The 24,982-nt window shown below is 62.3% G+C and carries 23 protein-coding genes and 1 pseudogene; 11 read left to right on the top strand and 13 right to left on the bottom strand.

Annotated features, from left to right (window positions below; genetic code table 11):
• Positions 1–152: 152 nt before the first annotated feature.
• Both H0V34_11915 and ald read right to left on the bottom strand, forming a co-directional pair.
• Positions 153–2,498: a DNA translocase FtsK 4TM domain-containing protein gene (locus H0V34_11915; protein ID MBA2492365.1), complete on the bottom strand. Its 2,346-nt coding sequence runs from the start codon at positions 2,496–2,498 to the stop codon at positions 153–155.
• A 52-nt stretch (positions 2,499–2,550) separates the two neighbouring features.
• Positions 2,551–3,621, bottom strand: coding sequence for an alanine dehydrogenase (gene ald / locus H0V34_11910; protein MBA2492364.1), 1,071 nt, complete (start codon positions 3,619–3,621; stop codon positions 2,551–2,553).
• A 188-nt stretch (positions 3,622–3,809) separates the two neighbouring features.
• Between ald and trxB the strand changes: the two genes are divergently transcribed.
• Together trxB and H0V34_11900 are read left to right on the top strand one after the other, a co-directional pair.
• Complete coding sequence (trxB, locus tag H0V34_11905) at positions 3,810–4,769, top strand: thioredoxin-disulfide reductase (protein MBA2492363.1); 960 nt, start codon at positions 3,810–3,812, stop codon at positions 4,767–4,769.
• Positions 4,770–4,872: 103 nt separating this feature from the next.
• A pseudogene (locus H0V34_11900) lies at positions 4,873–6,042 on the top strand (N-acetyltransferase).
• A 20-nt stretch (positions 6,043–6,062) separates the two neighbouring features.
• Here the strand turns inward: H0V34_11900 and H0V34_11895 are convergent.
• Both H0V34_11895 and H0V34_11890 read right to left on the bottom strand, forming a co-directional pair.
• Positions 6,063–7,076: a patatin-like phospholipase family protein gene (locus H0V34_11895; protein MBA2492362.1), complete on the bottom strand. Its 1,014-nt coding sequence runs from the start codon at positions 7,074–7,076 to the stop codon at positions 6,063–6,065.
• A 156-nt stretch (positions 7,077–7,232) separates the two neighbouring features.
• A complete protein-coding gene (locus H0V34_11890; protein MBA2492361.1) occupies positions 7,233–7,736 on the bottom strand; it encodes a phasin family protein in 504 nt (167 codons plus the stop codon).
• 383 nt (positions 7,737–8,119) lie between these two features.
• On the opposite strand from H0V34_11890, the gene H0V34_11885 reads away from it, so the two are divergent.
• On the top strand, positions 8,120–9,001 hold the full coding sequence (locus H0V34_11885; GenBank protein ID MBA2492360.1) for a leucyl/phenylalanyl-tRNA--protein transferase: 882 nt from the start codon (positions 8,120–8,122) through the stop codon (positions 8,999–9,001).
• Between the two features lie 76 nt (positions 9,002–9,077).
• Positions 9,078–9,695 carry a polysaccharide biosynthesis/export family protein gene (locus H0V34_11880; protein MBA2492359.1) on the top strand — a complete coding sequence of 206 codons (618 nt, stop codon included), beginning with the start codon at positions 9,078–9,080 and terminating at the stop codon, positions 9,693–9,695.
• Between the two features lie 132 nt (positions 9,696–9,827).
• Here H0V34_11880 and H0V34_11875 read toward each other — a convergent pair whose 3' ends face one another.
• From H0V34_11875 to alaC, 3 genes are all read right to left on the bottom strand, one after another.
• Positions 9,828–10,907 carry a threonine synthase gene (locus tag H0V34_11875; protein MBA2492358.1) on the bottom strand — a complete coding sequence of 360 codons (1,080 nt, stop codon included), beginning with the start codon at positions 10,905–10,907 and terminating at the stop codon, positions 9,828–9,830.
• 63 nt (positions 10,908–10,970) lie between these two features.
• Complete coding sequence (locus tag H0V34_11870; protein ID MBA2492357.1) at positions 10,971–12,281, bottom strand: homoserine dehydrogenase; 1,311 nt, start codon at positions 12,279–12,281, stop codon at positions 10,971–10,973.
• Between the two features lie 50 nt (positions 12,282–12,331).
• Positions 12,332–13,513 carry an alanine transaminase gene (gene alaC, locus H0V34_11865; protein MBA2492356.1) on the bottom strand — a complete coding sequence of 394 codons (1,182 nt, stop codon included), beginning with the start codon at positions 13,511–13,513 and terminating at the stop codon, positions 12,332–12,334.
• Between the two features lie 178 nt (positions 13,514–13,691).
• Between alaC and H0V34_11860 the strand changes: the two genes are divergently transcribed.
• Both H0V34_11860 and H0V34_11855 read left to right on the top strand, forming a co-directional pair.
• Entirely contained in the window at positions 13,692–14,291 is a 600-nt protein-coding gene (locus H0V34_11860; GenBank protein ID MBA2492355.1) for a flavodoxin family protein, read from the top strand.
• Positions 14,292–14,310: 19 nt separating this feature from the next.
• The gene (locus H0V34_11855; protein MBA2492354.1) at positions 14,311–14,682 is read left to right on the top strand and encodes an Mth938-like domain-containing protein; all 372 of its coding nucleotides are present in this window, start codon (positions 14,311–14,313) and stop codon (positions 14,680–14,682) included.
• Positions 14,683–14,699: 17 nt separating this feature from the next.
• Here the strand turns inward: H0V34_11855 and rpoS are convergent, their stop codons facing one another.
• The 4 genes from rpoS to surE all read right to left on the bottom strand — a co-directional run bounded on the left by rpoS (position 14,700) and on the right by surE (position 18,179).
• A complete protein-coding gene (rpoS, locus tag H0V34_11850; GenBank protein ID MBA2492353.1) occupies positions 14,700–15,740 on the bottom strand; it encodes an RNA polymerase sigma factor RpoS in 1,041 nt (346 codons plus the stop codon).
• A gap of 117 nt (positions 15,741–15,857) precedes the next feature.
• A complete protein-coding gene (locus H0V34_11845; protein ID MBA2492352.1) occupies positions 15,858–16,652 on the bottom strand; it encodes a peptidoglycan DD-metalloendopeptidase family protein in 795 nt (264 codons plus the stop codon).
• Positions 16,653–16,758: 106 nt separating this feature from the next.
• Positions 16,759–17,430 (bottom strand): protein-L-isoaspartate(D-aspartate) O-methyltransferase, encoded by a 672-nt coding sequence (locus H0V34_11840; GenBank protein MBA2492351.1) that lies wholly within the window; start codon positions 17,428–17,430, stop codon positions 16,759–16,761.
• A complete protein-coding gene (surE, locus tag H0V34_11835; protein MBA2492350.1) occupies positions 17,427–18,179 on the bottom strand; it encodes a 5'/3'-nucleotidase SurE in 753 nt (250 codons plus the stop codon). The genes H0V34_11840 and surE overlap by 4 nt, the downstream gene beginning before the upstream one ends.
• Positions 18,180–18,377: 198 nt before the next feature.
• Here surE and H0V34_11830 point away from each other — a divergent pair, with 198 nt between their 5' ends.
• The 3 genes from H0V34_11830 to H0V34_11820 all read left to right on the top strand — a co-directional run bounded on the left by H0V34_11830 (position 18,378) and on the right by H0V34_11820 (position 21,650).
• Positions 18,378–18,893 (top strand): Smr/MutS family protein, encoded by a 516-nt coding sequence (locus H0V34_11830; GenBank protein ID MBA2492349.1) that lies wholly within the window; start codon positions 18,378–18,380, stop codon positions 18,891–18,893.
• A 197-nt stretch (positions 18,894–19,090) separates the two neighbouring features.
• Positions 19,091–19,771, top strand: coding sequence for an arylesterase (locus tag H0V34_11825; GenBank protein MBA2492348.1), 681 nt, complete (start codon positions 19,091–19,093; stop codon positions 19,769–19,771).
• Positions 19,662–21,650, top strand: a complete 1,989-nt coding sequence (locus tag H0V34_11820) for a transglycosylase SLT domain-containing protein (protein ID MBA2492347.1) — start codon at positions 19,662–19,664, stop codon at positions 21,648–21,650. The genes H0V34_11825 and H0V34_11820 overlap by 110 nt, the downstream gene beginning before the upstream one ends.
• A 4-nt stretch (positions 21,651–21,654) precedes the next feature.
• On the opposite strand, the gene H0V34_11815 is transcribed toward H0V34_11820, so the two are convergent.
• The gene (locus tag H0V34_11815; GenBank protein MBA2492346.1) at positions 21,655–22,350 is read right to left on the bottom strand and encodes an HAD family hydrolase; all 696 of its coding nucleotides are present in this window, start codon (positions 22,348–22,350) and stop codon (positions 21,655–21,657) included.
• Between the two features lie 182 nt (positions 22,351–22,532).
• Between H0V34_11815 and H0V34_11810 the strand changes: the two genes are divergently transcribed.
• Both H0V34_11810 and H0V34_11805 read left to right on the top strand, forming a co-directional pair.
• Positions 22,533–22,862: a hypothetical protein gene (locus H0V34_11810; GenBank protein MBA2492345.1), complete on the top strand. Its 330-nt coding sequence runs from the start codon at positions 22,533–22,535 to the stop codon at positions 22,860–22,862.
• 146 nt (positions 22,863–23,008) lie between these two features.
• On the top strand, positions 23,009–23,605 hold the full coding sequence (locus H0V34_11805; GenBank protein MBA2492344.1) for a hypothetical protein: 597 nt from the start codon (positions 23,009–23,011) through the stop codon (positions 23,603–23,605).
• Positions 23,606–23,674: 69 nt separating this feature from the next.
• Here H0V34_11805 and H0V34_11800 read toward each other — a convergent pair whose 3' ends face one another.
• Positions 23,675–24,634, bottom strand: a complete 960-nt coding sequence (locus H0V34_11800) for a CHAD domain-containing protein (GenBank protein MBA2492343.1) — start codon at positions 24,632–24,634, stop codon at positions 23,675–23,677.
• Positions 24,635–24,982 lie beyond the last annotated feature (348 nt).

The following is a 24,982-nucleotide window of genomic DNA, read 5'->3' as shown; positions in this document are numbered from 1 at the left end:
GCAACGCCACTAGAGCCAGCAAAATCCCCAGAGGTAAGATGCGTTTCCGTACCGAGGTACAGGGCAGGCGTGCGTACCAGGCCAAAGCGCGACCTGCGCCCGCTAGGAGGCAATTAATCATTGTATTTCATGCGAAAACACTTGTAGACGAATCAATTACTCGGTGGCGGTGGCGCCAGCACCTCGCGACCACCGCTTGCCTGCACGGGACTCACCACGCCGGCCAGCTCCATTTCCTCGATCATGCGCGCCGCGCGGTTGTAGCCGATCTTGAGCCGCCGCTGTACGTAAGAGATCGACGCCTTGCGCGATTCGGTGACCACCGCCACCGCTTCGTCGTAAAGCGCGTCACCTTCGCCGCCGCCATTGCCTGCCAGCGACTCCAGACCCGGCACCCCGTCCTGCCCGGTTTCCGGCTCCTGCAGGACCGCCTCGACGTAATCCGGTTTGCCTTTGCGTTTAAGGAAATCGACCACCTTGTGCACTTCGTGATCGCGCACGAAAGCGCCGTGCACCCGCTCCGGCACGGCCTGCCCCGGCGGTAGATAGAGCATGTCGCCGTTGCCCAGTAGCTGTTCGGCGCCCATCTGATCGAGGATGGTGCGCGAATCGATTTTGCTCGACACCTGGAATGCGATCCGTACCGGAATATTTGCCTTGATGAGGCCGGTGATGACGTCCACCGACGGCCGCTGTGTGGCGAGCACCAGATGAATACCCGCGGCGCGCGCCTTCTGCGCCAGCCGCGCGATCAGCTCCTCGACCTTCTTGCCGACCATGATCATCATGTCGGCGAATTCGTCGATGACGATCACGATCAGCGGCAGGGTTTCCAGCTCCGGCGCCCGCGCCTCCGGGTCCAGTTGTGCACTACGGTCGAACATCGGATCGGTGATCGGACTGCCTGCCGCGCACGCATCCCTGATCTTCTTGTTGAAACCCGCGATGTTGCGCACGCCTAAAGTTGACATCAGCTTGTAGCGCCGCTCCATCTCGGCCACGCTCCAGCGCAGCGCGTTCGCCGCCTCCTTCATATCCGTGACCACCGGCGCCAGCAGGTGCGGTATGCCGTCGTACACCGACAGCTCCAGCATCTTGGGATCGATGAGGATCAGCCGCACGTCGGCCGGTATCGCCTTGTAAATCAGGCTCAGCAACATGGCGTTGATGGCCACCGACTTGCCCGCGCCGGTGGTGCCCGCCACCAGCAGATGCGGCATGCGCGCCAGATCGACCACCACCGGCCGGCCGCCGATGTCGCGGCCCAATGCCAGGGTCAGCGGCGAACTCGTTTTCTCGTAAACCGGCGACTGCACGATCTCGCTTAATGAAACAATTTCACGCTGCTCGTTGGGAATCTCCAGACCGACCACCGGCTTGCCCGGAATTACTTCGACGATGCGCACGCTGATGACGGACAGCGCGCGCGCGAGATCCTTCGCTAGACTGCTGATGCGGCTGACCTTCACACCCGGCGCTGGATGCAGCTCGAAGCGCGTGATCACCGGTCCCGGCTGCACGGCCGTGACCTGGGCTTCGATACCGAAATCGGCCAGTTTGGACTCGACCAGCCGCGAGAGATCCTGCAACTTGGCTTGCGAATAGCCGCCCTGGTGCGGCAGGGGCGGATCGAGCAGTGACAGCGGCGGCAGTTCGGGGCTGCCGGGGCTGCCCACAAACAGCGGAAACTGTCGCTCCAGCCCTGACCTTTCCCGCGCGACCACTGTTGGTTCGCCTCGCGCCGGTTTTATAACCGGTATCGTATCGCCCAGCACGGGTTCGATACGCGGCGCCTTGCGTCGCTTTGGCGCGGCACGTTCATCGTTGGCGGTCAGCCGCCTTGTGTCGCGGCGCGCGCGGTAAGCCTGCCACAGCGATTGCGCGCGGCCTACGGTCTGGTTGTATAAACTCATGCCGCCGCGGCCGATCGTATCCATTAACCCCAGCCAGGACAGGCCGGTGAACAGCGTGATACCGGCCAGCAGGGAAGCGATCAGCAGCAGGCTGGCGCCGACAAAATTGAATACGCCTTCGAGTCCGTGCCCGACCAGATCTCCCAGAATGCCGCCAGCGTTGAGCGGCAGCGCATCCGCGCCGATGTGCAAGGTCGCCAGCCCACAGCCGGCCGCGAGGGTCACCGCGAAGCCCGCCCAGCGAATGCTCAAGTCGCCGTACACCGGCTGCTCCGGCGTGCCGGCGCCACGGAATATCAGCCAGCCGCTATGGATCACCATGACGGGCGCGAGAAAGGCGAAATAGCCAAATATGTACAGGAACGCGTCGGCAAACCAGGCGCCCGCCACGCCGCCCAGGTTGGTGGCGGCAGCACCGCCGCCGGTATACGACCAGCCCGGGTCGCTCGGGTTATAAGTCAGCAGCGCCATGAGCAGGTACAGCCCAATCGCCACGAGCACGAACAAGGCGCCTTCGCGCGTGCCGCGAATCACGTGTCCGCTCAACGTCCGGCCAGCGACTTTCTTCTGCGTTGCCTGGGCCAAATTCAACAATCTCCCTTACGTTGCTCTGATAATTTGTTGAAGCATATATTTATTATAAGTCATGTAGCTCGGCACGTATAATCGGATTCTCGAACTGGCCGGCGCGCACGTTGATGCCGGCGCGCAGTGCCGCGTGCGTGTCCCAGTCGGGCCTGGTGAGCCTGGCCACGAAACTCATAAGACTCGCGGATAGCGCCTTGGAGGACGTGCGCGGCACCGCGCCCGGCATGTTGGTGACGGTGAAATGCTGCACGCCCTCCTCGATATAAACGGGGTCCGCGTAGCTGGTCGGCCGGCTGGTCTCCACGCAACCGCCCTGATCGACCGAAATATCGGTGATCACGCTGCCGGGGCGCATGCATTTGATCATCTCGCGCGTCACCAGCTGCGGCGAACGCTTGCCCGGCAACAACACCGCCCCCACCAGCAGATCGGCCGCTGGCAACGCCGTCTCGATATCGTGACGGAACGAATATAGCGCGGTGACATTTGGGCTCAGGTTCCGCATGCGCGACAGTCGCTCACGATCGAGATCGAACACCGTGACATTCGCGCCCAGTGCCGCCGCCACCGCCGCGGCCGCACCGCCGGCCACACCGGCGCCCAGCACCACCACGTTGCCACGTTCGGCGGCCGCCAAGCCGCCCAGCATGATGCCCGATCCGCCCTGCGGCTGATGCAGCAGGTGCGTGGCGACCTGCACCGACAAACGTCCGGCGATCTCGCTCATGGGCGCGAGCAGCGGCAGCGCGCCGTTATGTTCCACCGTCTCGAATGCGATTGCGGTGAGACCGATGTCGCGCAGACGCGCGGCAAGTTCGCGGTTCGCCGCCAGGTGTAAAAAGCAGAACAGCAGGTGTTCGCGGCGCAGATGCGCGAGGTCCGCGTCAACGGGTTCCTTGACCTTGACCACCAGTTCGGCGCGCGCATAAAGCTCGCCGGCATCGGCGCAAATCCGCGCCCCGACCGCGAGGTAGTCGTAGTCGCCGAAGCCGCTTTCCAGACCGGCACCGCGCTCCACGTAGACTTCATTACCTGCCCGCGACAACTCCTTGCACGCCGCGGGTATAAGCGCAACGCGGCCTTCGTGCGGTTTGACTTCTGTGGGGATGCCGATACGCATAAGACTCTGCCTTTGTCATGCTGCCTTTACCAACAACGGGCCGACTCGTACCATACCCGGTCTTGCCTTGACTTCAACCCGGCAGCCCGAACCCGCGCAGCGTGGAAGTGTCATATCCCGACATTCGCGCGTACGAACGATATTGCGACCCCACGACGCCGGCGCCCCAAAGTAACGGAAAAATAATCATGACAAAGCCTAAACACAGTCGTCTCCTCATTCTGGGTTCCGGCCCCGCGGGGTATAGCGCGGCGGTCTATGCCGCGCGCGCCAATTTGAAGCCGGTGATGATAACCGGCATCGAGCAGGGCGGCCAGTTGATGACCACCACGGATGTCGACAACTGGCCCGGCGACGTCGAGGGTCTGCAAGGACCGGCGCTGATGGAGCGCATGCTCAAACACGCGCAGCGCTACGACACCGACATCATCCTGGATCAGATTCACACCGCGCATTTGACCGAACGCCCCTTTACCCTCGTGGGCGACGCCGGCGCGTACACCTGCGATGCGCTGATCATCGCCACCGGCGCCACCGCCATGTATCTGGGTCTGCCGTCGGAAGAAAAATTCAGGGGCAGGGGCGTGTCGGCGTGCGCGACCTGTGACGGATTTTTCTATCGCGACGAGAAAGTGGCCGTGGTCGGCGGCGGCAACACCGCGGTCGAGGAAGCGCTCTATCTGTCGAATATCGCTTCGGAAGTCACCCTGGTGCATCGTCGTGACCGGCTGCGCGCGGACAAAATTCTGCAGGATCAATTACTGGAGAAAACCAGCAACGGCAAGATGCGCATCGCCTGGCATCACGTGGTCGACGAGGTGTTGGGCGACGAGTCGGGCGTTACCGGTCTGCGCATCAAGCGGGTGGATACCGGCGTGCCGGAGGATCTGGACCTGAAAGGTGTGTTCATCGCTATCGGTCATCGGCCGAACACGGAAATTTTCGCAGGGCAACTGGAGATGCGGGGCGGCTACATCGTGGTCAAAAGCGGACTCGAAGGCGACGCGACCGCGACCACCATGCCCGGCGTATTTGCCGCGGGCGATGTGATGGATCATGTTTATCGGCAGGCAATCACCTCCGCGGGCACGGGCTGCATGGCGGCGCTGGACGCGGAGAAATATCTGGATCAACTGCTAGGCAAGTAACCCGCCATCCGGTCGGTCGCTAACAGCCTGTCGCCAGCAACGCGATCGCTCATCTACTTCGCCAGACGATTGCCACGTGCAACCAGACCAGTGTCATCACCAATTGGACGTGCAGGTCTGCGAGTCGCTTGAGGCAGTCGGGGCCGACGCATGGAACGCCCTCGCCGGCCGCGACGAGCCCTTTCTAAGCCACGAATTTCTTGTCGCTCTGGAGCGTCACGGATGCGTGGGCAAGGCGTTCGGCTGGCGCCCGACCCATTTGCTGGCGCGCGACCGCGGGGGCGCGCTGACCGGCGCGATGCCTTAGTATATCAAGACCAACTCCTACGGCGAGTTCGTGTTCGACTGGTCATGGGCGTCGGCGTACGAGCGTCACGGGCTGGAATATTACCCGAAGCTGGTCACGGCGATTCCCTATACGCCCATCACCGGCCCGCGCCTGCTGGTGCGCGCCGATACAGATGCCGGGTTCGTCAAGGACCGACTGATCGAGCGCGCGATCGCGCTCGCCAAGGAGCACGGCTTCACCGGCGCCCACTGGCTGTTCACGGACCCTGCCGATACCGAGCGGCTGCGGGCGCATGAGCTGATGCTGCGACTGGGGGTGCAATACCACTGGCACAACCACGGCTATCACGATTTCGATCATTTCCTCGACGGCTTACAGTCCCGCAAACGCAAGAAGATCAAGCGTGAGCGCGCGCGCATGGCCGAGCAGAATATCGCTTTGAAAATCATCCTCGGCGGCCAGGCCGATCCTCGCCTGTGGGAAACGGTGCATCGCTTTTACACTGACACCTTCGATCGCAAATGGGGTACTCCCACCCTGAACTTGGGCTTTTTCAAGGAGATCGGGCGCACGATGGGATCGCGTGTGGTGCTGGTAATGGCCGAGCTGGATTCGCACCCGGTCGCCTGCGCGATTAATTTTCGCAGCGACAACGCCCTTTACGGCCGCTTCTGGGGATGCGATCAGGCATTTCACAGCCTGCATTTTGAAGCCTGCTACTACCAGGGCATCGACTATTGCATCCGCCACGGCCTGCAACGCTTCGAACCCGGCGCGCAGGGCGAACACAAGATATGGCGCGGTTTCCTGCCGACCCGCATCTGGTCGGCGCACTGGATTGCCCAACCGCAGTTCCACGCCGCGTTGGCCGATTTCTGCCGGCGCGAACAACTTGCGATGGAACAGGAATACGAGGCGCTCTGGGGCTTGTCGCCCTTTCGTCCCGAAGCGGTGCCGCCCACGCATGCTCCACCCTCAGGCTGACGATGCGGGGAACGAAGCGCTCAGCCGAACATCGCCTCCAGATCGATTGACGAGCTTCGGCCTAGCCTATCGAAATTTTGTTCTAACCAGATCTCTGCCGCCGCCCGCCCGTGCTCCTTAAGCCAGAGCAGGAAAGCGCTGTCGTTGTCGAGCTTGCTGGCGCCGTCGAGTTTGGTCAGCGCCTGGTCCGGTTCGATCAGATGCAGGTTCAGACGGCGCAGACGGCGCTCGAATTTGCCCAAGGACAAGAAATTACCGCTGACCTGCTGCTTGGCCTGCACAATGGAGCGCATTTCGCGCAGAAACGTGGTCCCAAAACTCAGTTCCGCCGTACGCTGCTGAATGCTCGACACCGATGTGGGCAACTGCGGCCGATCGAGCGGGTGCAGCAGGATAACGGCGATGTCCGGAGCGCCGCATTCGTAGAAAAGCGGAAACAGCACCGGATTGCCCGCATAACCCCCGTCCCAGTACGCTTCGCCGTCGATCATGACCGCGTGGTGCAGGGTCGGCAGACATGCTGAAGCGAGCAGCGCATCGGCGGTCATTTCGTGGGTTTCGAAAAGCCGCAGTTTGCCGGTGCTCACCTGCGTGGCTGCGATAAAGAGCTTGAGTTTGCTCTGCTCGCGCAGTTGCTCGAAATCGAACACGCTGGTGACAATTTCCCGCAGCGGGTTGAGATTCATGGGGTTGAGCTGGTAAGGCGAAAAAATACGGCTCATCGCCAGCGCGCCTTCCAGCGCGAACGAGCGTTCCACGCCCATTACGCCAGCGCTCGGCGAGTATCCGGGAATGCTGATGCCCACCCGGTTCCACAGGCTGGCCAGCGAATGCCGCGCACCTTCGCGGCCATCGACTGTCATGCCGTAAGCCAGGGCGACGGCGTTCATCGCCCCGCTGCTGGTGCCGCTGATACCCTCGATTTCCAGGCGTTCGTCTTCCAGAAATCGATCCAGCACGCCCCAGGTAAATGCACCGTGAGCACCCCCGCCTTGTAGTGCCAGATTTACAACTTTGCGACTTTTTAACCACATGTCACGTCCTCCCTGTTGCGATGCAACATACGCCAGACGCAACAGTAAGGCAACCCATGTGGCCTGAAAAACTATTCGATGTCAGTCATTCAGATGGCCTTGCACCCGCATAAAATCGACCCTTGTCCACTCATCAATTCGTTAACAGTCAGAGGGTTATCGTTTGGGCCGTCCGAGCCGGCGGGCATTCGCCGATGCCGCGGTATGGATAGGAGTCAGGCCCCTGGTGGCGGCGCGAGTCGTGGCCGCAACGATCTTTTGACCGGATTCGGCCACCTGGCGCGCGGCAGTATTCATGAACTGGGTTTGCGCCGCGAACGCCGAACCGGGGTTGTGCCCGCTCAGCATCGAGGTCAGCGCCATGGCGTTGCTCACGGACTGAGACCACGCCAGAGTCATCAACTGCTGATTGAGCCTCAGCATCTCGGCCGCGATAATCTGGCCCGATTCCATGGCCGCCTGCATCTTTTCCGTATACATGCGGGCGAACTCGCGACGCTCTGCCGCGGTGAGAGCGGAGGTATCGGCGCCGGACATCATCAACGTGCGATGAAAAATCGTCATCGCCGAAGCCGTCGCGATCTCGCCGCTCTTGATCATAAGGTCCAAGAACGGTGCCGCGGTGGCACGCGTGGTCGCACGTCTTCGTCGGGTGCTCATAGGGTCATCCTCAAGGCTTAAGGTTTTGGGGTAAAATCAGAATCGTCGCAGAAGCCAAGCCACGCCGCATCCGTCAGGTGCGTGACCGGCGCGGTTTTGGACCGCAATTCAACATAACACACGCGGTGCCCGGTTTCACGAGCGCGGTCGCGGGTGGCCGCGCAAGGAGACAAGGGCAAGCGTAGTATGGCGAAGCGCGCGGTCTCGCCGCGCGGCAATGCTCGCCTTCTGCATAGGAACAATCGATACGTCCGCAGAATTTATTAACCTGAATACGTGTCTCTGGAACATTACGAAGAGGACGCAGTGGGGCCACACGCGCTTCCTCCAGCAGGCACACTCCCGAACCGTAGACACAGAACTTGAATAATGAGCCGCCAATCATGAGCATCGAATGGCTGGACCCTATGGACCCGGAGTATCCGTTTCCGCCGGTGGAAACGGCGTGCATCGAGCCGGAGGGTCTGCTGGCGGCGGGCGGCGATTTGCATTCCGCGCGATTGTTGCGCGCTTACACCAAGGGCATTTTCCCGTGGTACGAACAGGGTCAGCCGATATTGTGGTGGGCGCCGAACCCGCGCGCGGTGTTGTTTCCGCATCGATTCAGGCTGACGCGCAGCCTGCGAAAATCGATACGTAACAAGGCGTACACTGTCACCTTCGATCGCGCGTTCGGTGAAGTGGTGGCCGGCTGCGCCGCGCCGCGACGGCAGGGCGCCGACACCTGGATTACGGACGCAATGCTGTCGGCTTACTGTCAACTGCACGCGCAAGGCTTCGCGCACTCCGTGGAAATCTGGGAGACTCAGGGGGAGGCGCGCATCGAAGCCCTAGTCGGTGGTCTGTACGGTGTGGCGATCGGCGGCGTTTTTTTTGGCGAGTCCATGTTCAGCTGGGCGACCGATGCCTCCAAGGTCGGCATGGCTTATCTGGCGCGGCATCTGCAATTCTGGGGCTATGCGCTGATCGACTGCCAGTTGCCATCGCCGCACGTTGGCCGCCTGGGCGCCGAATTGATTCCGCGCGCCGAATTCTCGACAAATCTGGCGCGCTATTGTTCTATGCGAGGCAATCCCGCACCATGGGTGGTAAATTCAAATCTGGACGTGTCGTCATGGCGGCCGAGCGATATCGATAGCAACATCGTTGGCGCCGGCGCGCCTAGCGAGCACCCGGCGCCCCAAACGACGGAACTCTGCGCTCGCGGCGACAACCAAAAGCAACTTCAACATACAGACATAGACGTACAGAGGAAGACTTTATGAATAGAATACAAAGCCCCGATCCCAGTCGATGACAGCGATCATACCGATCCACACGCGATTGACGCGCGGCGCGATCATGATGGCGTTCATCGTCGCGACCGTGGCGGCCTTAAGCGCCTGCGTAGTACCGCCGGGGGGAACCTACGATCCCAGCGTATCTACCAGCGGCGTCGAAGGGGCGGACACTGGCGGAGCGACCACCGAACCCACAGTGGGCTATCGCATCGGCCCGCAGGACCTATTGAACATTTCGGTCTGGAAAGAACCGGATCTACAGCGAGAAGTGAGAGTCAGACCCGACGGCGGCATATCGTTTCCGCTCGCGGGCGATGTCAATGTGGCCGGCAAGACACCCGTGGAAGTCACCGGAATTATCACCGAGCGGGTGCAAAAGTACATACCCGCGGCAGTCGTTACCGTGTCCGTCGTGGAGGTCGCCGGTTATAACGTGTTCGTGATCGGGCAGGTCAACGCGCCAGGACAATTCGTCCTCGGCCGCTACGTGGACGTCATGCAGGCGCTCACCCTGGCGGGCGGACTCACGCCGTTCGCCAACTCGGACAACATCAGTGTTCGGCGTCGCGAAGGTGGTCGGGAAATCGTCTTTCCGTTCGATTACGGCGAGGTGCAGTCTGGCGATAACGCTCAGCAGAATATCGTCCTGCGAACCGGTGACGTGGTTGTTGTACCCTAGATTTGACGGTCAGAGTATTGCACGCGGCATGCGGACAAAATCGAGCTAAACACGGCATCTCCGGGCCAGCGGCTGTGGTCGTTGGTCGGGTAATGTGCTCAGCCTACGAACGCAGGCGAACCTGGCGAGCATTCACTCGATCCGCGCCGTGATGACCGACCTGATCGCGTCCAGGGTCGGCTCGACGGCAGTCATCGGTTGCTGACTCTGGGAAATCGCGATGTCCGGGTCCTTAAGGCCCATTCCGGTGAGAGTACAAACTACTTTCGCGCCCGCCGGAATTTTCTTAGCCCGGATGTCGCGCATGGCGCCAGCCAGCGAAGCCGCCGAGGCCGGTTCACAGAACACACCCTCGCGCTCCGCAAGCCATTTCTGCGCGGCGAGAATCTCGTGATCCTCGCACTGATCGAACCAGCCGTGTGATTCCTCCTGCACCCGCCATGCCAGTTCCCAGCTTTGTGGATGCCCGATGCGTATAGCACTTGCCACGGTTTCCGGCTTGTCCACCATCTCGCCGCGCATGAACGGATTGGCGCCCGCCGCCTGATAACCCACCATCACCGGCCGGGTGGCGACCACACCCACCTGTTGATACTCGCTGTAGCCCATCCAGTGCGCGCTGATGTTGCCGGCGTTGCCCACGGGTATGCAGTGATAATCGGGCGCGCGGCCCAGTTCCTCCACGATCTCGAACGCCGCCGTCTTCTGGCCTTGCAGCCGGTACGGATTGATGGAATTGACGATGGTCAAGGGCAGTTGCTCCGCCGACTGGCGCACCAGCCGCATGCCGTCGTCGAAATTGCCCTTGATCGTGACGATGCGCGCGCCGTGCATCATGGCCTGCGCCAGCTTGCCTAGCGCGATCTTGCCCTCCGGGATCAGCACGAAAGCCGTGATTCCCGCGCGCGCCGCGTAAGCCGCGGCCGAAGCCGACGTGTTGCCGGTAGAGGCGCAGATGATCGCGCGGCTGCCCTCTTCCACCGCCTTGGTAACGGCCAGGGTCATGCCGCGATCCTTGAACGAGCCGGTGGGGTTCAGGCCCTCGAATTTCACGTAGACATCGACATCCACACAAAGCTCGCCCGCGACGTGGCTCAGCCGGATCAGCGGCGTGTTGCCCTCGCCCAGGCTGATGATGCGCGTATCGTCGCGCACCGGCAGGCGGTTGCGGTATTTATTGATGAGTCCGGTATAACGGGTTCTGAAGGGCATGTTTGTACCTGAATGAAGTTGTAGGAGCGGTGCCCACACAACGATGCAATTCGATCGCCGCGCTTATTTCAGTGACTCCAGGCGAATGCGGATCACATCCTGCGTCACCGCCGACAGTCGCTCAATTCGCGCGATCGCCTGGTTCATGTTCTGTTCAAGCACCTTGTACGTGATCATGATGATCGGCACGTCGGTCTCGCCTTCCGCCCGCTCTTTTTGCAGGATCGCCTCGATACTGATGTTGAGGTCGCCCAGGATACGCGTCACGTCGGCCAGCACGCCGGGCCGATCTTCAGCGCGCAGACGCAGATAAAACGCGGTCTCCACCGCCTCGATGGGCAGCACCGGCGTATCCGACAGGGCGTCCGGCTGGAACGCCAGATGCGGCACGCGATTCTCGGGGTCGGCGGTGAGCGCGCGCACCACGTCAACGAGATCGGCCACGACCGCCGACGCGGTCGGTTCGGCGCCCGCGCCCCGCCCGTAATACAGGGTCGGGCCGACGGCGTCCCCGCGCACCAGCACGGCATTCATGACGCCGTCCACGTTGGCGATCAGGCGCCGGTGCGGGATTAGGGTGGGATGCACGCGCAGCTCGATGCCTTGCGCCGCACGCCGCGCTATGCCTAAATGCTTGATTCGATAGCCCAGATCCGCGGCGTAGGTCACGTCCTCCGGTGTAATGCGCGTAATGCCCTCGGTGTAAACGCGCTCGAACTGTAAGGGAATGCCGAAGGCGATAGACGCCATGATGGTCAGCTTGTGGGCAGAGTCGATGCCCTCGACGTCGAAGCGGTGGTCGGCTTCCGCATAGCCCAGCGCCTGCGCTTCGGCCAGCACTTCATCGAAATCCCGTTCCCGCTCGCGCATCTCCGAGAGAATGAAATTGCCGGTGCCGTTGATGATGCCCGCCAGCCACTCAATGGTGTTGCCCGCCAGCCCCTCGCGGATCGCCTTGATAATCGGGATACCGCCCGCCACCGCGGCCTCGAACGCCACCACCACGCCGCGTTCGTGCGCGCGCGCGAAGATCTCATTGCCGTGCAAGGCGATCAGTGCCTTGTTGGCCGTGACCACGTGACGACCATTGGCGATCGCGCGCAGCACCAGCTCGCGAGCGGGCTTGATGCCGCCGATCAGTTCCACCACGATTTCCACACACGGGTCGTCGACGATCTCGAACGGGTCGGTGGTCAGCGGAATGCCGCGGATGTCGCAATCGCGGGGACGCTCTCTCCGCCGCGCCGCAGCGCGGACAATTTGGATCTCGCGGCCCGCGCGCCGGGTGATCTCGTGCGCGTTGCGCGCCAGCACCGCCACCGTGCCGCAGCCGACGGTGCCCAGCCCGATGATACCGATCTTAACCGGCTCCAAACCCGCTCTCCAGTGGCGGCCCGTCGCACATGGCGCGCGCGACGGGAATGCTACGGCGCATCGCGAAACATCCGTCGAATACCGCGCAACGCCTGCCGCGTGCGATGTTCATTTTCGATTAAACTGAAGCGGACAAAGCCGTCGCCATACTGACCGAAGGCGATACCCGGGGAGACCGCCACCTTGGCTTCATTGAGCAACTTTTTGGAGAATTCCAGCGATCCCTGCGCGCGATAAACTTCCGGGATCGGCGCCCACACGAACATCGTCGCCCGCGGCTTTTCCACCGGCCAGCCCAGCGCATCCAGCCCATCGCACAGCACGTCACGGCGCTGGGAATACGTCGCGCGAATCTGTGCCACGCAGTCCTGTGGCCCCTCCAGCGCACATATGGCGGCCACTTGGATGGGCGTGAACATGCCGTAATCCAGATAGGACTTGATGCGCGAGAGCGCCGCCACCAACGTCGGGTTGCCGCACATGAAACCCACCCGCCAGCCCGGCATGTTGTAGGTTTTGGACAGCGAATAAAATTCCACCGCCACCTGTTTGGCGTCGGACACCTGCAGTATGGAGGGCGCTGTGTAGCCATCGAACACGATCTCGGCGTAAGCGATATCATGCACCACCCAGATGCCGTGCTCGCGCGCGACCGCGACCACTTTCTCGAAAAAATCGAGTTGCACGCACTGCGTGGTGGGATTGGCGGGAAAATTCAGGATCAGCATCTTGGGCCGCGGCCAGGAATCGGCGATCGCGCGCTGCAGCTCCGCGAAAAAATCAACCCCCGGCGTCAACGGCACGTGGCGGATATCCGCGCCAGCTATCACGCAACCATATGGATGTACTGGATATGCCGGACTCGGCACCAGCACCGCATCACCGGGCCCCAGCACGGCCAGCGCCAGGTGCGCCAGCCCCTCCTTGGAGCCGATGGTAACTATCGCCTCGCTGTCGGGATCGAGTCGCACGCCATACTTCGCCCGATACCAGTGCGTGATCGCGCGCCGCAGCCGCGGTATACCCCGCGACAGCGAATAGCGGTGCGTATCGCCGCGTCGCACGGTCTCCACGAGTTTCCGCACGATATGCTCAGGGGTGGGTCCATCTGGATTGCCCATGCCGAAATTGATGATGTCCTCGCCACGCGCGCGCGCTTTCGCCTTCAACTCATTGACGATGTTGAAGACATAGGGCGGCAGCCGGGTAATGCGCGGAAATTCCTCGATCAAGGTCTAAGCGTATCCTGCGTGGGTAACAAAATATGATACGCGAAGCAGGCTCAGCTGCCCAACCGCGGAGGTACCCGGCCGGGCTCGGCAGGTCAGGTCGGTAACCCGCATCGTAATCGCAACAGGTATGGAATTTGCCTCTCTCCAGGGCAAGAATGGATCTATGGAGCTCCTGATCATGCACGCGCTGGTATTGAACTGCACGCTGAAATCCTCACCTCAGACATCCAACACCGAGGCGCTCGCCAGAGTACTGATGGCCGCGCTGGAAACGCAGAAAGTGACGACGGATATCGTACGCATGGTGGATTTCAACATTAAACCCGGCGTCAGTTCCGATGAGGGCGACGGCGATCAGTGGCCGCGGATCCGCGAGCAGATTCTGGCCGCAGAGATTCTGATCATCGCCACGCCGACATGGCTGGGCCGTCCCTGCAGCATTGCCCAGCGGGTGCTCGAACGCATGGACGCGATGCTGTCAGAGACTGCCGAGGACGGTCGCCCCGTCGCCTACAACCACGTCGCCGGCGTGGTGGTCACCGGCAACGAAGACGGTGCGCACCACGTGATCGGTGAAATCTCCGGTGCGCTGGGCGATATCGGCTTCACGATGCCAGGACAGGCCTGGGCTTACTGGAACATGGGTCCGGGGCCAGGCCCTAATTATCTCGACACCGACCACGGCCACGCATGGTCGCACCGCACCGCGCGCATGGCCGCCGGCAATCTGGCGGCGGTGGCGCGCGCGCTTAGCCGCACACCGATACCGCCGCCTTAGCAACGGAAGCGGCATAAACATGGACATCACGCAGGAGTTCGGACCCGGCAATTATCGCATCCGCGCCTACGAAGCCGGCCGCGTGGTCATCAACGAGCGCGCGTTTACGGACAGCCTGATCGTCACGCCGGATCGCCTGGAGCCGCATTGGCCGCCTCGCACGCTGGCCGCTCTGGAACCCACGAATCTGGAATTGATCATGGCGCTGCAACCGGAAGTGGTGCTGCTGGGAACGGGACCGCGGCTGCGGTTTCCGGCGCCTGAAGTTATGGATTTTTTTCGCCGCAAGCGGATCGGTTTCGAAACAATGGACACAGCGGCCGCCTGCCGCACATTCAACGTGTTGATGGCCGAAGGTCGCGCCGTCGCGGCGGCGCTGTTGATGGCTTAACCCTACGATTCCTTTGCTCACTCCTTCAGCAGGCTGTCTTCGGAAAAGCCGCGGCTTTCAAGAATATTGCGCAGGCGGCGCAGTGCGTCCATCTGTATCTGACGCACGCGTTCGCGGGTGACGCCCAGTTCGGCGCCCACCTTTTCCAGGGTGGCGCGATCGTGCCCGTACAGTCCGAAGCGCCGTATGACCACCGCGCGCTGTTTGCTGTCCAGTTCGTCCAGCCAGGCCGCTATATGCGCGTGCACGCCCTCGGTTTGCAACTTGCTGGCCGGCTCGGGGCTGGATTCATCCGGAATAATATCCAGCAATGGCCGGTCGCCGTCGCGGCCGACCGGCAGATCCACCGACGTCACGCAATCGCTGAGACTGAGCAGTTTCTTGACATCATCGACCGGCTTGTCGAGCAACCGCGCGACTTCCTCGGCGGTCGGCTCGTGCTCAAGTTCGCGGGCGAGTTTGCGGGAAGCGCGTAAGTAAAGATTCAATTCCTTGATTACGTGGATGGGTAGCCGGATCGTGCGGGTCTGGTTCATGATCGCGCGCTCGATGGTCTGGCGAATCCACCACGTCGCGTACGTGGAAAAGCGAAAGCCCCTTTCGGGATCGAATTTCTCCACCGCCCGGATCAGGCCCAGATTACCCTCCTCGATGAGATCCAGCAGCGCCAGCCCGCGATTAAGATAACGGCGCGCGATTTTGACCACCAGGCGCAGATTGCTTTCGATCATCTTGCGCCGGCCGCTTTCCACGCCCCGCTGGGCCAGCCGCGCGTAATGAATCTCCTGCGCAGGCGTCAGCAGCGGAGAAAATTCGATTTCGCTCAAATACAACCGGGTTGGATCGAGCTCGCCCTGACGCGGATGACCGCGGATGCGCGCCTTCGGCTCAGCCGCCGACTCCGCCTCTATACCCTCCTCGATTTCCTCGATGGCTTCTTCCAGCACGACGGCCAGCACCTCTTCGCTCACGTCATCGGCCATGAGGACTTCTATCAGCGTATCCGCATCGGCGGCGTCATCGTCTTCTGGCACACCCTTGTCCCGCGGGTCGCGCATTGAGCCTCCAGGTTTTGGGCTAGTCACGAACTGATCACGGCCGTATTTGCTGGCACCTGCGCCGCTAAACGAGCATCCGCCGCCGCTGCGTGATGTGGCGATGCTGGAACGGCGGACTTACAGTGACGGCAGATACCGGAGCGGATCGACGGGCTGTCCGTCCTGACGAATCTCGAAATGCAGCATGGGGCGCATTGATCCAGTACTGCCCAGTTCCGCGATGGTCTGTCCCGCGGCGACCTGCTCACCCTCTTTAACCAGCAACGCCTGGTTATGTGCGTACGCGCTCAGAATGTTCTGGTCGTGCTTGATGATGATAAGCTGACCGTAACCGACAAGTCCACCGCCGCTATAGACGACTTCGCCGCCGGACGCGGCCTGCACGGGCTGTCCTGCCTGACCCGCGATATCGATGCCTTTGCTGCCGTTACCGTTCGGCATAAAGCGGGCGATCAACTCGCCCTGCACGGGCCACCGCCAACCATCCGGCGCCGTTAGTGCCTGTGTCGATGGTGTGGTGACCGGAGGCGGCAAGGGCACCGTTCGCACGGCAGGCTCAGGCGGCGCGGGAAAAGTCCGCGCCACTGATGGTGGCGGCGCGGTCGGCGACGGAAACAGAGCCGGCGAAGAACGGGACGTCGACTCCGGCGCGCTCTCGGCGCGGGCGATGCTCGTGGACGGATTCAGCCGGATGCGCTGCCCGGGGTAGATCGTGTACGGCGGCCCGATATCGTTCCAGCTCGCGACTTCCTTGTAATCCAGACCGTAGCGCCACGCGATGGCGTACAGGCTTTCACCCTCGCGTATGGTGTAAACGTTGGCGGGCGAATCGCCGCCTGCTCCCTGATATCCCGCGGTATTCACGCAGGCCGTCAGCAACAAGGCCAGTGAGGTTGCGAAGAGCCGCGACAGCCTCGGCCGACGGGCGTCGCGCTTATCCGCCACCCGTGTACCCCGAATTGCACGCGCCGGCAGTTTCGCGGACGATCAGGATGACACGCGCGACCATAAATCCGGGTCAATAATGTTTTGGACCCTTAACCAGCGGCACGAAGCTGACCGACTCCAGCACGTCCTGATGGTAACGATCGGTCAGGCGGGTAATCAGTAGCAACTGTTGCGCGCCACTTTCTCGCCCAACCGGAATCACCATGCGGCCGCCCACCGCCAGTTGCGCCAGCAGCGCGTCGGGCACCTGCTCCGGCGCGGCGGTGACGATGATGGCGTCGAAGGGCGCGTGCTCCGGCCAGCCGCCAAACCCGTCTGACAGCTTGAAGTGAACATTATTGAGCTTGAGCCTGCGCATCACCCGACGCGCCTGCATGGACAACTCGCGGATGCGCTCGACGGTGTAAACCTGCTCGACCAGGTCGGCCAGCAGCGCGGCCTGATAGCCGGAGCCGGTGCCGATGTCCAGCACTTTTTTGACCTCACCACCCCCCAGCACGATCTCGGTCATGCGCGCCACGATATAGGGCTGCGAGATCGTCTGACGATGACCGATGGGCAGCGCATTGTCCTCATACGCGCGGCTGCTTAGCGCTTCTTCCACGAACAGATGCCGCGGTATACGCCGAATCGCATCCAGCACCCGCGGGTCCCCGATGCCCTTGGCCGCCAGCCGGTCCGCCAGCCGGTCGCGAGTGCGCTGCGAAGTCATGCCAATGCCGCTGATGTCACGGTCGCTCATGCTTCGCAACCTTGCAGCCACTGCGCGATCATTTCCATAGCGTCATAGCGGGTCAGATCAATCTGTATGGGGGTGACGGACACGAAACCCTGGTTTACGGCGTGAAAATCCGTACCGGGCCCGGCGTCCTGCTCCGCGCCCGCCGGACCCACCCAGTAAATCGTGCGTCCGCGCGGGTCGGCCATGCGCACCACCGGCTCGGCCTTGTGGCGATGACCCAGGCGCGTGGTCTGAAAACCGGCAATCTCGTCGAAGGGAATGTCGGGCACGTTGACATTCAGAATGATGTCGGGCGCCAGACGCTCCGTTTCCAGACGCTTTACCAGGGTCGTCACCACGCGCGAGGCCGTGTCGAAATGCTTAGGCTCAGTCCCCGCTAGCGACACCGCCATCGCCGGATAGCCCAGGAAACGCCCCTCCATGGCGGCCGCGACCGTGCCAGAATACAACACGTCGTCGCCCAGATTGGCGCCCTCGTTAATGCCGGACACCACCATGTCGGGTTCGATGTCCAGCAGACCGGTGATGGCGAGATGCACACAGTCGGTGGGCGTGCCGTCCACGCTGATAAAGCCGTTGTCGCCGACGGTCACGCGCAGCGGCCGCTCCAGAGTAAGCGAGTTGCTGGCGCCGCTGCGGTCACGATCTGGCGCCACCACCGACACTTTTGCATTGGCAGCCAGCGCCTGCGCCAGGCAGGCCAGACCCCTGGCGCGATAGCCGTCGTCATTACTTATCAGAAAGTGCATGTAAAGCCCTGGCGCAACTCGGTTCGCTTTCTATCCACTATAATGCAGAAAGTGACAATATATTGCGCAAACCCCGAATAAATCGAACATTCCCGCGTGTACAGTTACATGTCGCGCCGCGCACGGCGCGTCACCAATATGATTTGCCGGTACGACGTTATGAAATCGAAAACTAAGCTCGGTGACGACGAGATCGCGATGTTCCGGGCTTCGGTAGGCGAGGTGAAGCTCCTGCATACGGACAAGGTTCTGCGGCAGCCACCGCGCCCGGCCGCTATCGCATGGCAGACCCGCCAAGATCAGGCGCGCGTGATGGAAGAGATATTCGATCTCAGGATCGATGATTACGACCTGCAACCCGGCGACGCTCTTCAGCACTGCCGGCCTGGCGTGCGCAGACTGGTCATGCGCAAGCTGAAACGGGGCCAGTACCGCATCGGCGCCGAGCTGGACCTGCACGGCTTGAGCGCGCACCGCGCACAAGCCGCGTTGTACGAATTCGTGCACGACGCCCGCGCCGCCAATATCCGCTGCGTGCGGATCATACACGGAAAAGGTCGCCGCTCCAGCAACCGCGGACCCGTGATCAAGCCGCTAGTGAGCGCCTGGCTGCGGCGCCGCGAGGAGGTGCTGGCATTCTGTTCGGCGCGGCCGGTGGACGGCGGCACCGGCGCGATCTACGTGTTGCTTAAAGGTGTTGCCCAGAGCGGCTGAATCGGGGGAGCTGAATACTGACCCGTTTGCGCGACCGGACGGATAAACGGTGTCTTTTGAGGCGACCGGCGGCGGCATGTGTGCAGACCCTTTTTGGGTAACATCCGCTTTCACAAGCGGAGAAACTCATCATCTTTGTCAATTATCTGAAGCGCCGGTGTCTGTTAAAACCCCGGGGTCTATGCATCGCCCTTATCGTGCTCGTGTCGTGTTCGGCGCCGGTATCCCTGCCGCCGCTCGCCAGCGACGCGATTATTGTGGCCTATGGGGACAGTCTCACTTCCGGCAGCGGCGCTTCGCCCGGCCACGCATACCCGGCAGGTCTCGCCACACTTACGCAGCGCACCGTCGTCAATGCGGGCGTACCGGGCGAGCTCCGCGAAGCGGGAAGCCAGCGTCTGGCCGCGGTACTGGTCGAACATGCGCCGCGGCTCCTGGTCCTGATTCATGGCGGCAACGACTTGCTGCGCGGGGCGGGCACAGCACAATTGCGCGCCAATCTGGCCGCAATGCTGGAGACAGCGCGCGAGCGGGGCGTGGCTATAGTGATGATGGGGGTTCCGGACCGCGGCCTTTGGCTCCGCAGCGCCGATGTGTATCAGGCGCTGGCGGACGAGTTCTCGGTGCCTATCGACACCGACACGCTGCCCGCGATACTCTCGGACCGACAGCTCAAGTCCGACCCCATACACCCGAACGATCAGGGGATACCGCATGCTCGCGGAATCGGTTTACCGGTTGCTGGACGACCACGGCGCGCTGTAAGCCATGCTTTCGCGCATCAACTCAATGCTGACGGGCCGTGGTGTCTGTTGTTTATCGTCCGGCGTTTGCCTGTATGTGCTGGCGTTTGCGCTGCCTGCATGGTCGCAGGATGACGTGCCGGCTTTGACGCAGCAGCGCCAATCCTACAAGCTCGCCCGGATCGCGCTGACAACAGAGCAGACGCAGGTCTTTAAAGATCTCAAAGAGCAGTTGACGAATTATCCGCTGTATCCCTATCTCGTCTACGAAGACCTGAAACGCAGACTCGGCAGCGCGCCGGACGCGGAGATCGAGCGTTTCATCGAGACCTACGCCGACACGCCACTCGCCTATCAGTTGCGCGGTCTGTGGTTACACGAACTCTTTGATCAGGATCGCTGGACAACGTTTCTCGATGCCTACGACGGACGCGCCGATCCGACCCTGCAGTGCTACGACCAGCGCGCGCGAATACGCGCCGGACACCTGGAGGGCGTGATCGAAGCCACGAAGCAACTGTGGCTGGTCGGGTTTTCGCAGGTCAGCGCCTGCGATCGGCTGTTCGAGTGGTTCGCCTCCCAGGACGCGTTTACTGACGAGATCATCTGGGCGCGCATCGACCTGGCGATGCAATACGGCAATCCCGCGCTTGCGGGCTATCTCGCCAAAAAGCTGGATGCCGCGGATCGGGCCTGGGTCGCACTATGGCAGCGCGCGTATAGCGACCCGCGCGGCGCGCTAGCCGAGCCCGCTCTGCGAATTGACAGCGATTTCACGCGCAAGATCGTCGCAGACGCCGTGCTGCGGCTGGCCGACCAGGACGTCGGACGTGGCAAGGCCGTCTGGGAGAACCTTCGCGCGGATTATGCGTTCGATACGGCCGAGCAGGACCGCGTGGCGCGCGACATTGCCCTGCTGTCCGCGTATCGCCATGACCCGCGCGCACCCGCATGGCTGGCGGCGCTGCCGGCCTCGGCGGTCAATGACGACGTGCGCACGTCGCAGGCGCGCGCCGCGATGCGCGCCAGTGACTGGCCTGCCCTGAGAACGGCGGTCGAATCCATGCAGGACCCCTCGGACGAGCCGCTGATGTGGCAGTACTGGCACGCAAAAGCGCTGGAACACACCGGCCAACCCACAAAAGCGCGGCAACTGTATCGAGGGCTCGCGAAAGAGCGCGATTATTACGGCTTTCTGGCCGCGGATCGGCTCAAGGTCGAATATACGATCGAGAGCGAGCCACTGCTTGCGAATAAAGCTGCCGTCGGTACCTTGATGGAGATTCCGGGTATACGACGGGCGTACGAGCTATTGCGCGTGGATGCCGAAACCGAGGCACGCAGCGAGTGGAATCTTCTGCTGAAGGGCTTCGACGTCGAACAGATGAAGCAGGCCGCGGTGCTGGCCTCCAAGTGGGGCTGGCACGCGGATGCGATCCGGACGGTCGCGCTGATCGAGGAGTTCGACGATCTGGAACTGCGCTTCCCCATGCCGTATGGCGATGACGTCGCGCATTTCGCGCAAGCACGCGAGTTGGACCCCGCCTGGATCTACGGCGTAATCCGGCGTGAGAGTGCGTTTGCCGCGCGCGCCATTTCATCCGCGGGGGCGCAGGGCCTGATGCAGTTGATGCCGACCACCGCGAGCCTGACCGCGCAGAAGGCCGGACTACCGGTCCCCACCGCCGGCGCGGTGTTTGACCCTGAGCGCAACATCGAGCTCGGCAGCGCCTATCTACGCGAACTGTTCGTCCACTTCGGCGGCAACATGGCGCTGGCCAGCGCGGCCTATAACGCCGGCCCGTATCGCGTGCAGGAGTGGCTGCCGGAACACCGCGCGCTGCCCGCCGACGCCTGGGTTGAGACCATCCCGTATTACGAGACGCGCGGCTACGTGCAGGCGGTGCTGGCGTACACGGCCGTGTACGAATGGAAACAGGGCCGCGCGCCGGTGCGGCTTGCCGAGCGCATGGAACCCATACCGTCCGCGAGCCAGACTTTCGCGCGTCGCTGAGCCGTTATTGCCCGGCGACTTCGGTTAAGCGCCTGCCCCCGGTTTGCGAATCGCGAGTACTAGCTGCCCGCAACAAACCTTGCAGTTCACACATGTCGTTGAATACTCGCGCGCCCGCCGCGGCAAGCGACTCACCCTGCCCGGCCGCCGCATAACCGAATACCGTCATCCCCGCAGCGACGGCGGCACGCACGCCGGCGCGCGAATCCTCGATCACGGCGCATATCACAGGATCAGCCGCCATTTCGCGCGCCGCGTGCAGGTACAGATCAGGGTGCGGCTTGGGCCGCGCCACCTGCGCGGCGCTGAACATGCGCCCCTGGAAGCGCGGCAGCAGTCCCGTCATTCCCAGGGTCTTTCGCATTTTGTCGAGGCTGCCGTTCGACGCGACGCACACGGACGTGTCGATGCGGTCCAGCGCCTGGGCAACGCCCCGCACCGGCTTTAACTCGCGCTCGAACGCGGCGAATGTCTGGTCCTGCAAACGCGCCTCGAAACCCGGGGGCAACGGATGGCCCAGCCGTTGCTCGACGATGTCCAGACAGTGCGACATCTTTAGCCACACGAACTGCCTGACTACCGCTTCATAGCTGATCGGCAACCCCGCCTCGCCCAGCATTCGCGCGAACACACGGTTCTGGATGGCCTCACTGTCGACCAGCACGCCGTCGCAGTCGAAGATGACCAATTGCCAATTCACGGCGGGCGGTTACCTTTTAGTCTCTGAGGTCACGGGTGCAAAGATACTGGATGAACCCGAACTCTTCGAAATGCCTGAAGGTCTTATCCTTCACCGAAGAGATGCTCGCACCAAACCCGCGGGCCGGGTCGTTCGGTAAGATTCTGGCTTCGATGGGGCGCCCTTTTCCCCGAGAGATGACAATGAAGATAGTGAATCCGCGGCCCGCGTGTCCGACCCGTCGGCCTGGCGGGATAATAGCGGCGAGCGTATGGGTACTCGTACTCATCCTCCCCACCGCGCCGGCAGCCAATGCCGATTACGATGGCTACGATTATTACCAAAGACCGCCCTATCAAGGCGGCCTCGTCGACTCCTACCATCGCTACAACCCTCAGCTTTACAAGCGTCTGTACCCGGACCGGGTGCCCAACAATTACGATTACGAGCCTCGTGAGCCTGCTGTCAGCGCGCCGTCTCCACATTGTAGATACACGTGTCCAGGCGGCCCGCTGGACCCGGCGCGCGACTGACATCGCCCCGCCTTGCTTTAATCCACGCGTGCGCCGGTCATGAAGACGGTTGCGAGCACTTCACATTTCCGAGCTTTCGACTGCTGGCGCCGTAAACAGCGATGTAGACTGTTTGACATGGCCATAATGTTTCAGGAGTAGACGAAGTGAAACCCTCCAGGACGTCGCGATCCCAACGTGCTGTATCCACAACCGAACCACACCGGCGCGATGGCGACCGGCGTACTCCCAGCATTGGAACCCTGCTGCGCGGCCACCGGCTAGCGCGCCGCCGGCAGGCACGGCGTGAATCCGACGTTAGCGGCTATTACGTCGACTGGTACGCACCCCACACGCTTTATCTCGCCGTCAGCGTGCTGTTGCTAAGCTGCGCCGACGCGATGATGACACTGCGCCTGCTTGAGCATGGCGCCAGCGAACTGAATGCGATCATGCGGGTGCTCATCGAAACAGACGTGCAGTTGTTCGCCGCGTTCAAGATGGCGCTTACCGGCGCCGGCCTGCTGTTTCTGCTGATCCACCACCGTTTCCGTGTATTCCGGCGTTTCCGCGTCGAGCAGCTGTTGCGCTGGATCGCGCTGCTGTACCTGGTGCTGATCGCCTATGAACTAACTTTGCTTAAGTCCCCCGGTGTGCCGCCACTCGCGGTATTCGTCGTCGCAATGGGCATCATCACGATGGGTGTCAGCATCGCGCTTGCAGGCGTGGGGGCATTACGCGAATCTCCGGCGCGGCGCCATTAAGTAAGCTCTGTCTCAATCAAAATGGGGAACAGTTTGCACCGGGCGGCCCCGGCAATGGCGCCTTAATCTTCATGCCACCTCGCGCGTACTGGCCGGAGCGGCTTGCGGATGCGCAGCCGCGGCATCCGTTGCTACCTGCCACGTCTGCCAGTACCGTTCCAGCCGTTTACGAAATTCTCCGGGCCGCTCGGCAAATACCCGCATGCCCAGTAAGCGAGCTTCCGCCTTGAGTTGGCATTTCCGACGATCGATGAGGCCTATCATACATTCCAGATTGCGCGCGCCGCGCAGAATATCCGGCTGTTCACGCAGACTCTCGCGCACCACGAGCAGATCGTGGTCGTCGCCCAGCAGATTGGACAGCTTATGTAGCGAGCGCTGGCACGCGCGCATGGTTTCCGGCCACACGTTGTGCAGCACCCGCATCTGATACCACAGATATTTGGCGCGCTTGCGCGTCTCATGAAACCGCACGTCCGAGGGCTCGCTGCAAGCCTCGGTAAACGCGTCGCGGCCGCTGGCGTAGGTTCTCCGCAATCCGGGACTGACAAGCGCGAAGCCCTGTGTGGACAATGGCCAGGCCGCTACCCGTTCCCGCGCGGCACGAAATCCCCCAATCGCGTCGTCGGCGTGGGTCCTCAGCGCTTCCTCTCCATCGGTGTCCTGCCGGCGTCGGGCTGTCAACCCCCTGCGCGTGGCCCGCACCAGGCCGGCCTCGCGCTTGTCGATGCAGTGCGGTTGCAGCTTGTCCAGCGCCTCGATAACCGCCTCGGCGTCGCGCACGTCCGAGAGCCCGCGGGCGATGTCACGGAAACACACATTCTCGGGGCGGTACTGGTCGCCCAGGTCGCGGCGAACCAGGCGCAACACGGCGCGTATTCGCTTGCAGCGCTGGCGCGCGGAGTGAATGGCTGTGTGGGGGTTGCGCCGCCCGTCGCCCAGTTCCTGCATCCCGGCATCGATCTGCTCGTAAACGATGCGCCTGATGCCCTGCGGCGCGGGTTCGGCTGCTTCCAGACGAAGACTCATGCTATCTCTCCTGCTTTGCTCCCCCCTTAATTATTGTTTCTCACTTTGAGTTTTCCCCAAATGCGAACGGTCATCACGTACCACCGCGCTAGATGCGGACAGTCTGTCAGTTTTCAAACAGGCGCTTGTGCCAACACCGGCGAGATCGGGCGCATATTTTAGACGATTCGCGGAGGGATGTGGCAATAAATCCGGCGTCGTGTGCGGTCGGCGGCGATCGCGTGGCTGGACCGCTTACCGCGGCGGATTCACGTGTTGCCGGTCATTTCCTTCCATACATCGTCTTGGCAAGCTCGCCAGCACGGCGGCCGATGGCTGGCGCCACCGGGCCAGCGCGCTGTCATAAAC

The sequence above is a fragment of the Gammaproteobacteria bacterium genome (genome assembly GCA_013696315.1).
In the GTDB taxonomy this organism is placed as follows: Bacteria; Pseudomonadota; Gammaproteobacteria; order JACCYU01; family JACCYU01; genus JACCYU01.
The sequence above is the reverse complement of the archived record's forward strand: the minus strand, read 5'-3'. Positions and strand labels throughout refer to the sequence as shown.

Excerpts from the sequence above, each read along its gene's own strand:
- ald (MBA2492364.1), bottom strand. The coding sequence starts at position 3,621 with ATGCGTATCGGCATCCCCACAGAAGTCAAACCGCACGAAGGCCGCGTT.
- trxB (MBA2492363.1), top strand. The coding sequence starts at position 3,810 with ATGACAAAGCCTAAACACAGTCGTCTCCTCATTCTGGGTTCCGGCCCC.
- H0V34_11895 (MBA2492362.1), bottom strand. The coding sequence starts at position 7,076 with ATGTGGTTAAAAAGTCGCAAAGTTGTAAATCTGGCACTACAAGGCGGG.
- H0V34_11890 (MBA2492361.1), bottom strand. The coding sequence starts at position 7,736 with ATGAGCACCCGACGAAGACGTGCGACCACGCGTGCCACCGCGGCACCG.
- H0V34_11885 (MBA2492360.1), top strand. The coding sequence starts at position 8,120 with ATGAGCATCGAATGGCTGGACCCTATGGACCCGGAGTATCCGTTTCCG.
- H0V34_11880 (MBA2492359.1), top strand. The coding sequence starts at position 9,078 with ATGATGGCGTTCATCGTCGCGACCGTGGCGGCCTTAAGCGCCTGCGTA.
- H0V34_11875 (MBA2492358.1), bottom strand. The coding sequence starts at position 10,907 with ATGCCCTTCAGAACCCGTTATACCGGACTCATCAATAAATACCGCAAC.
- H0V34_11860 (MBA2492355.1), top strand. The coding sequence starts at position 13,692 with ATGCACGCGCTGGTATTGAACTGCACGCTGAAATCCTCACCTCAGACA.
- H0V34_11855 (MBA2492354.1), top strand. The coding sequence starts at position 14,311 with ATGGACATCACGCAGGAGTTCGGACCCGGCAATTATCGCATCCGCGCC.
- rpoS (MBA2492353.1), bottom strand. The coding sequence starts at position 15,740 with ATGCGCGACCCGCGGGACAAGGGTGTGCCAGAAGACGATGACGCCGCC.
- H0V34_11840 (MBA2492351.1), bottom strand. The coding sequence starts at position 17,430 with ATGAGCGACCGTGACATCAGCGGCATTGGCATGACTTCGCAGCGCACT.
- surE (MBA2492350.1), bottom strand. The coding sequence starts at position 18,179 with ATGCACTTTCTGATAAGTAATGACGACGGCTATCGCGCCAGGGGTCTG.
- H0V34_11830 (MBA2492349.1), top strand. The coding sequence starts at position 18,378 with ATGTTCCGGGCTTCGGTAGGCGAGGTGAAGCTCCTGCATACGGACAAG.
- H0V34_11820 (MBA2492347.1), top strand. The coding sequence starts at position 19,662 with ATGCTTTCGCGCATCAACTCAATGCTGACGGGCCGTGGTGTCTGTTGT.
- H0V34_11810 (MBA2492345.1), top strand. The coding sequence starts at position 22,533 with ATGAAGATAGTGAATCCGCGGCCCGCGTGTCCGACCCGTCGGCCTGGC.
- H0V34_11800 (MBA2492343.1), bottom strand. The coding sequence starts at position 24,634 with ATGAGTCTTCGTCTGGAAGCAGCCGAACCCGCGCCGCAGGGCATCAGG.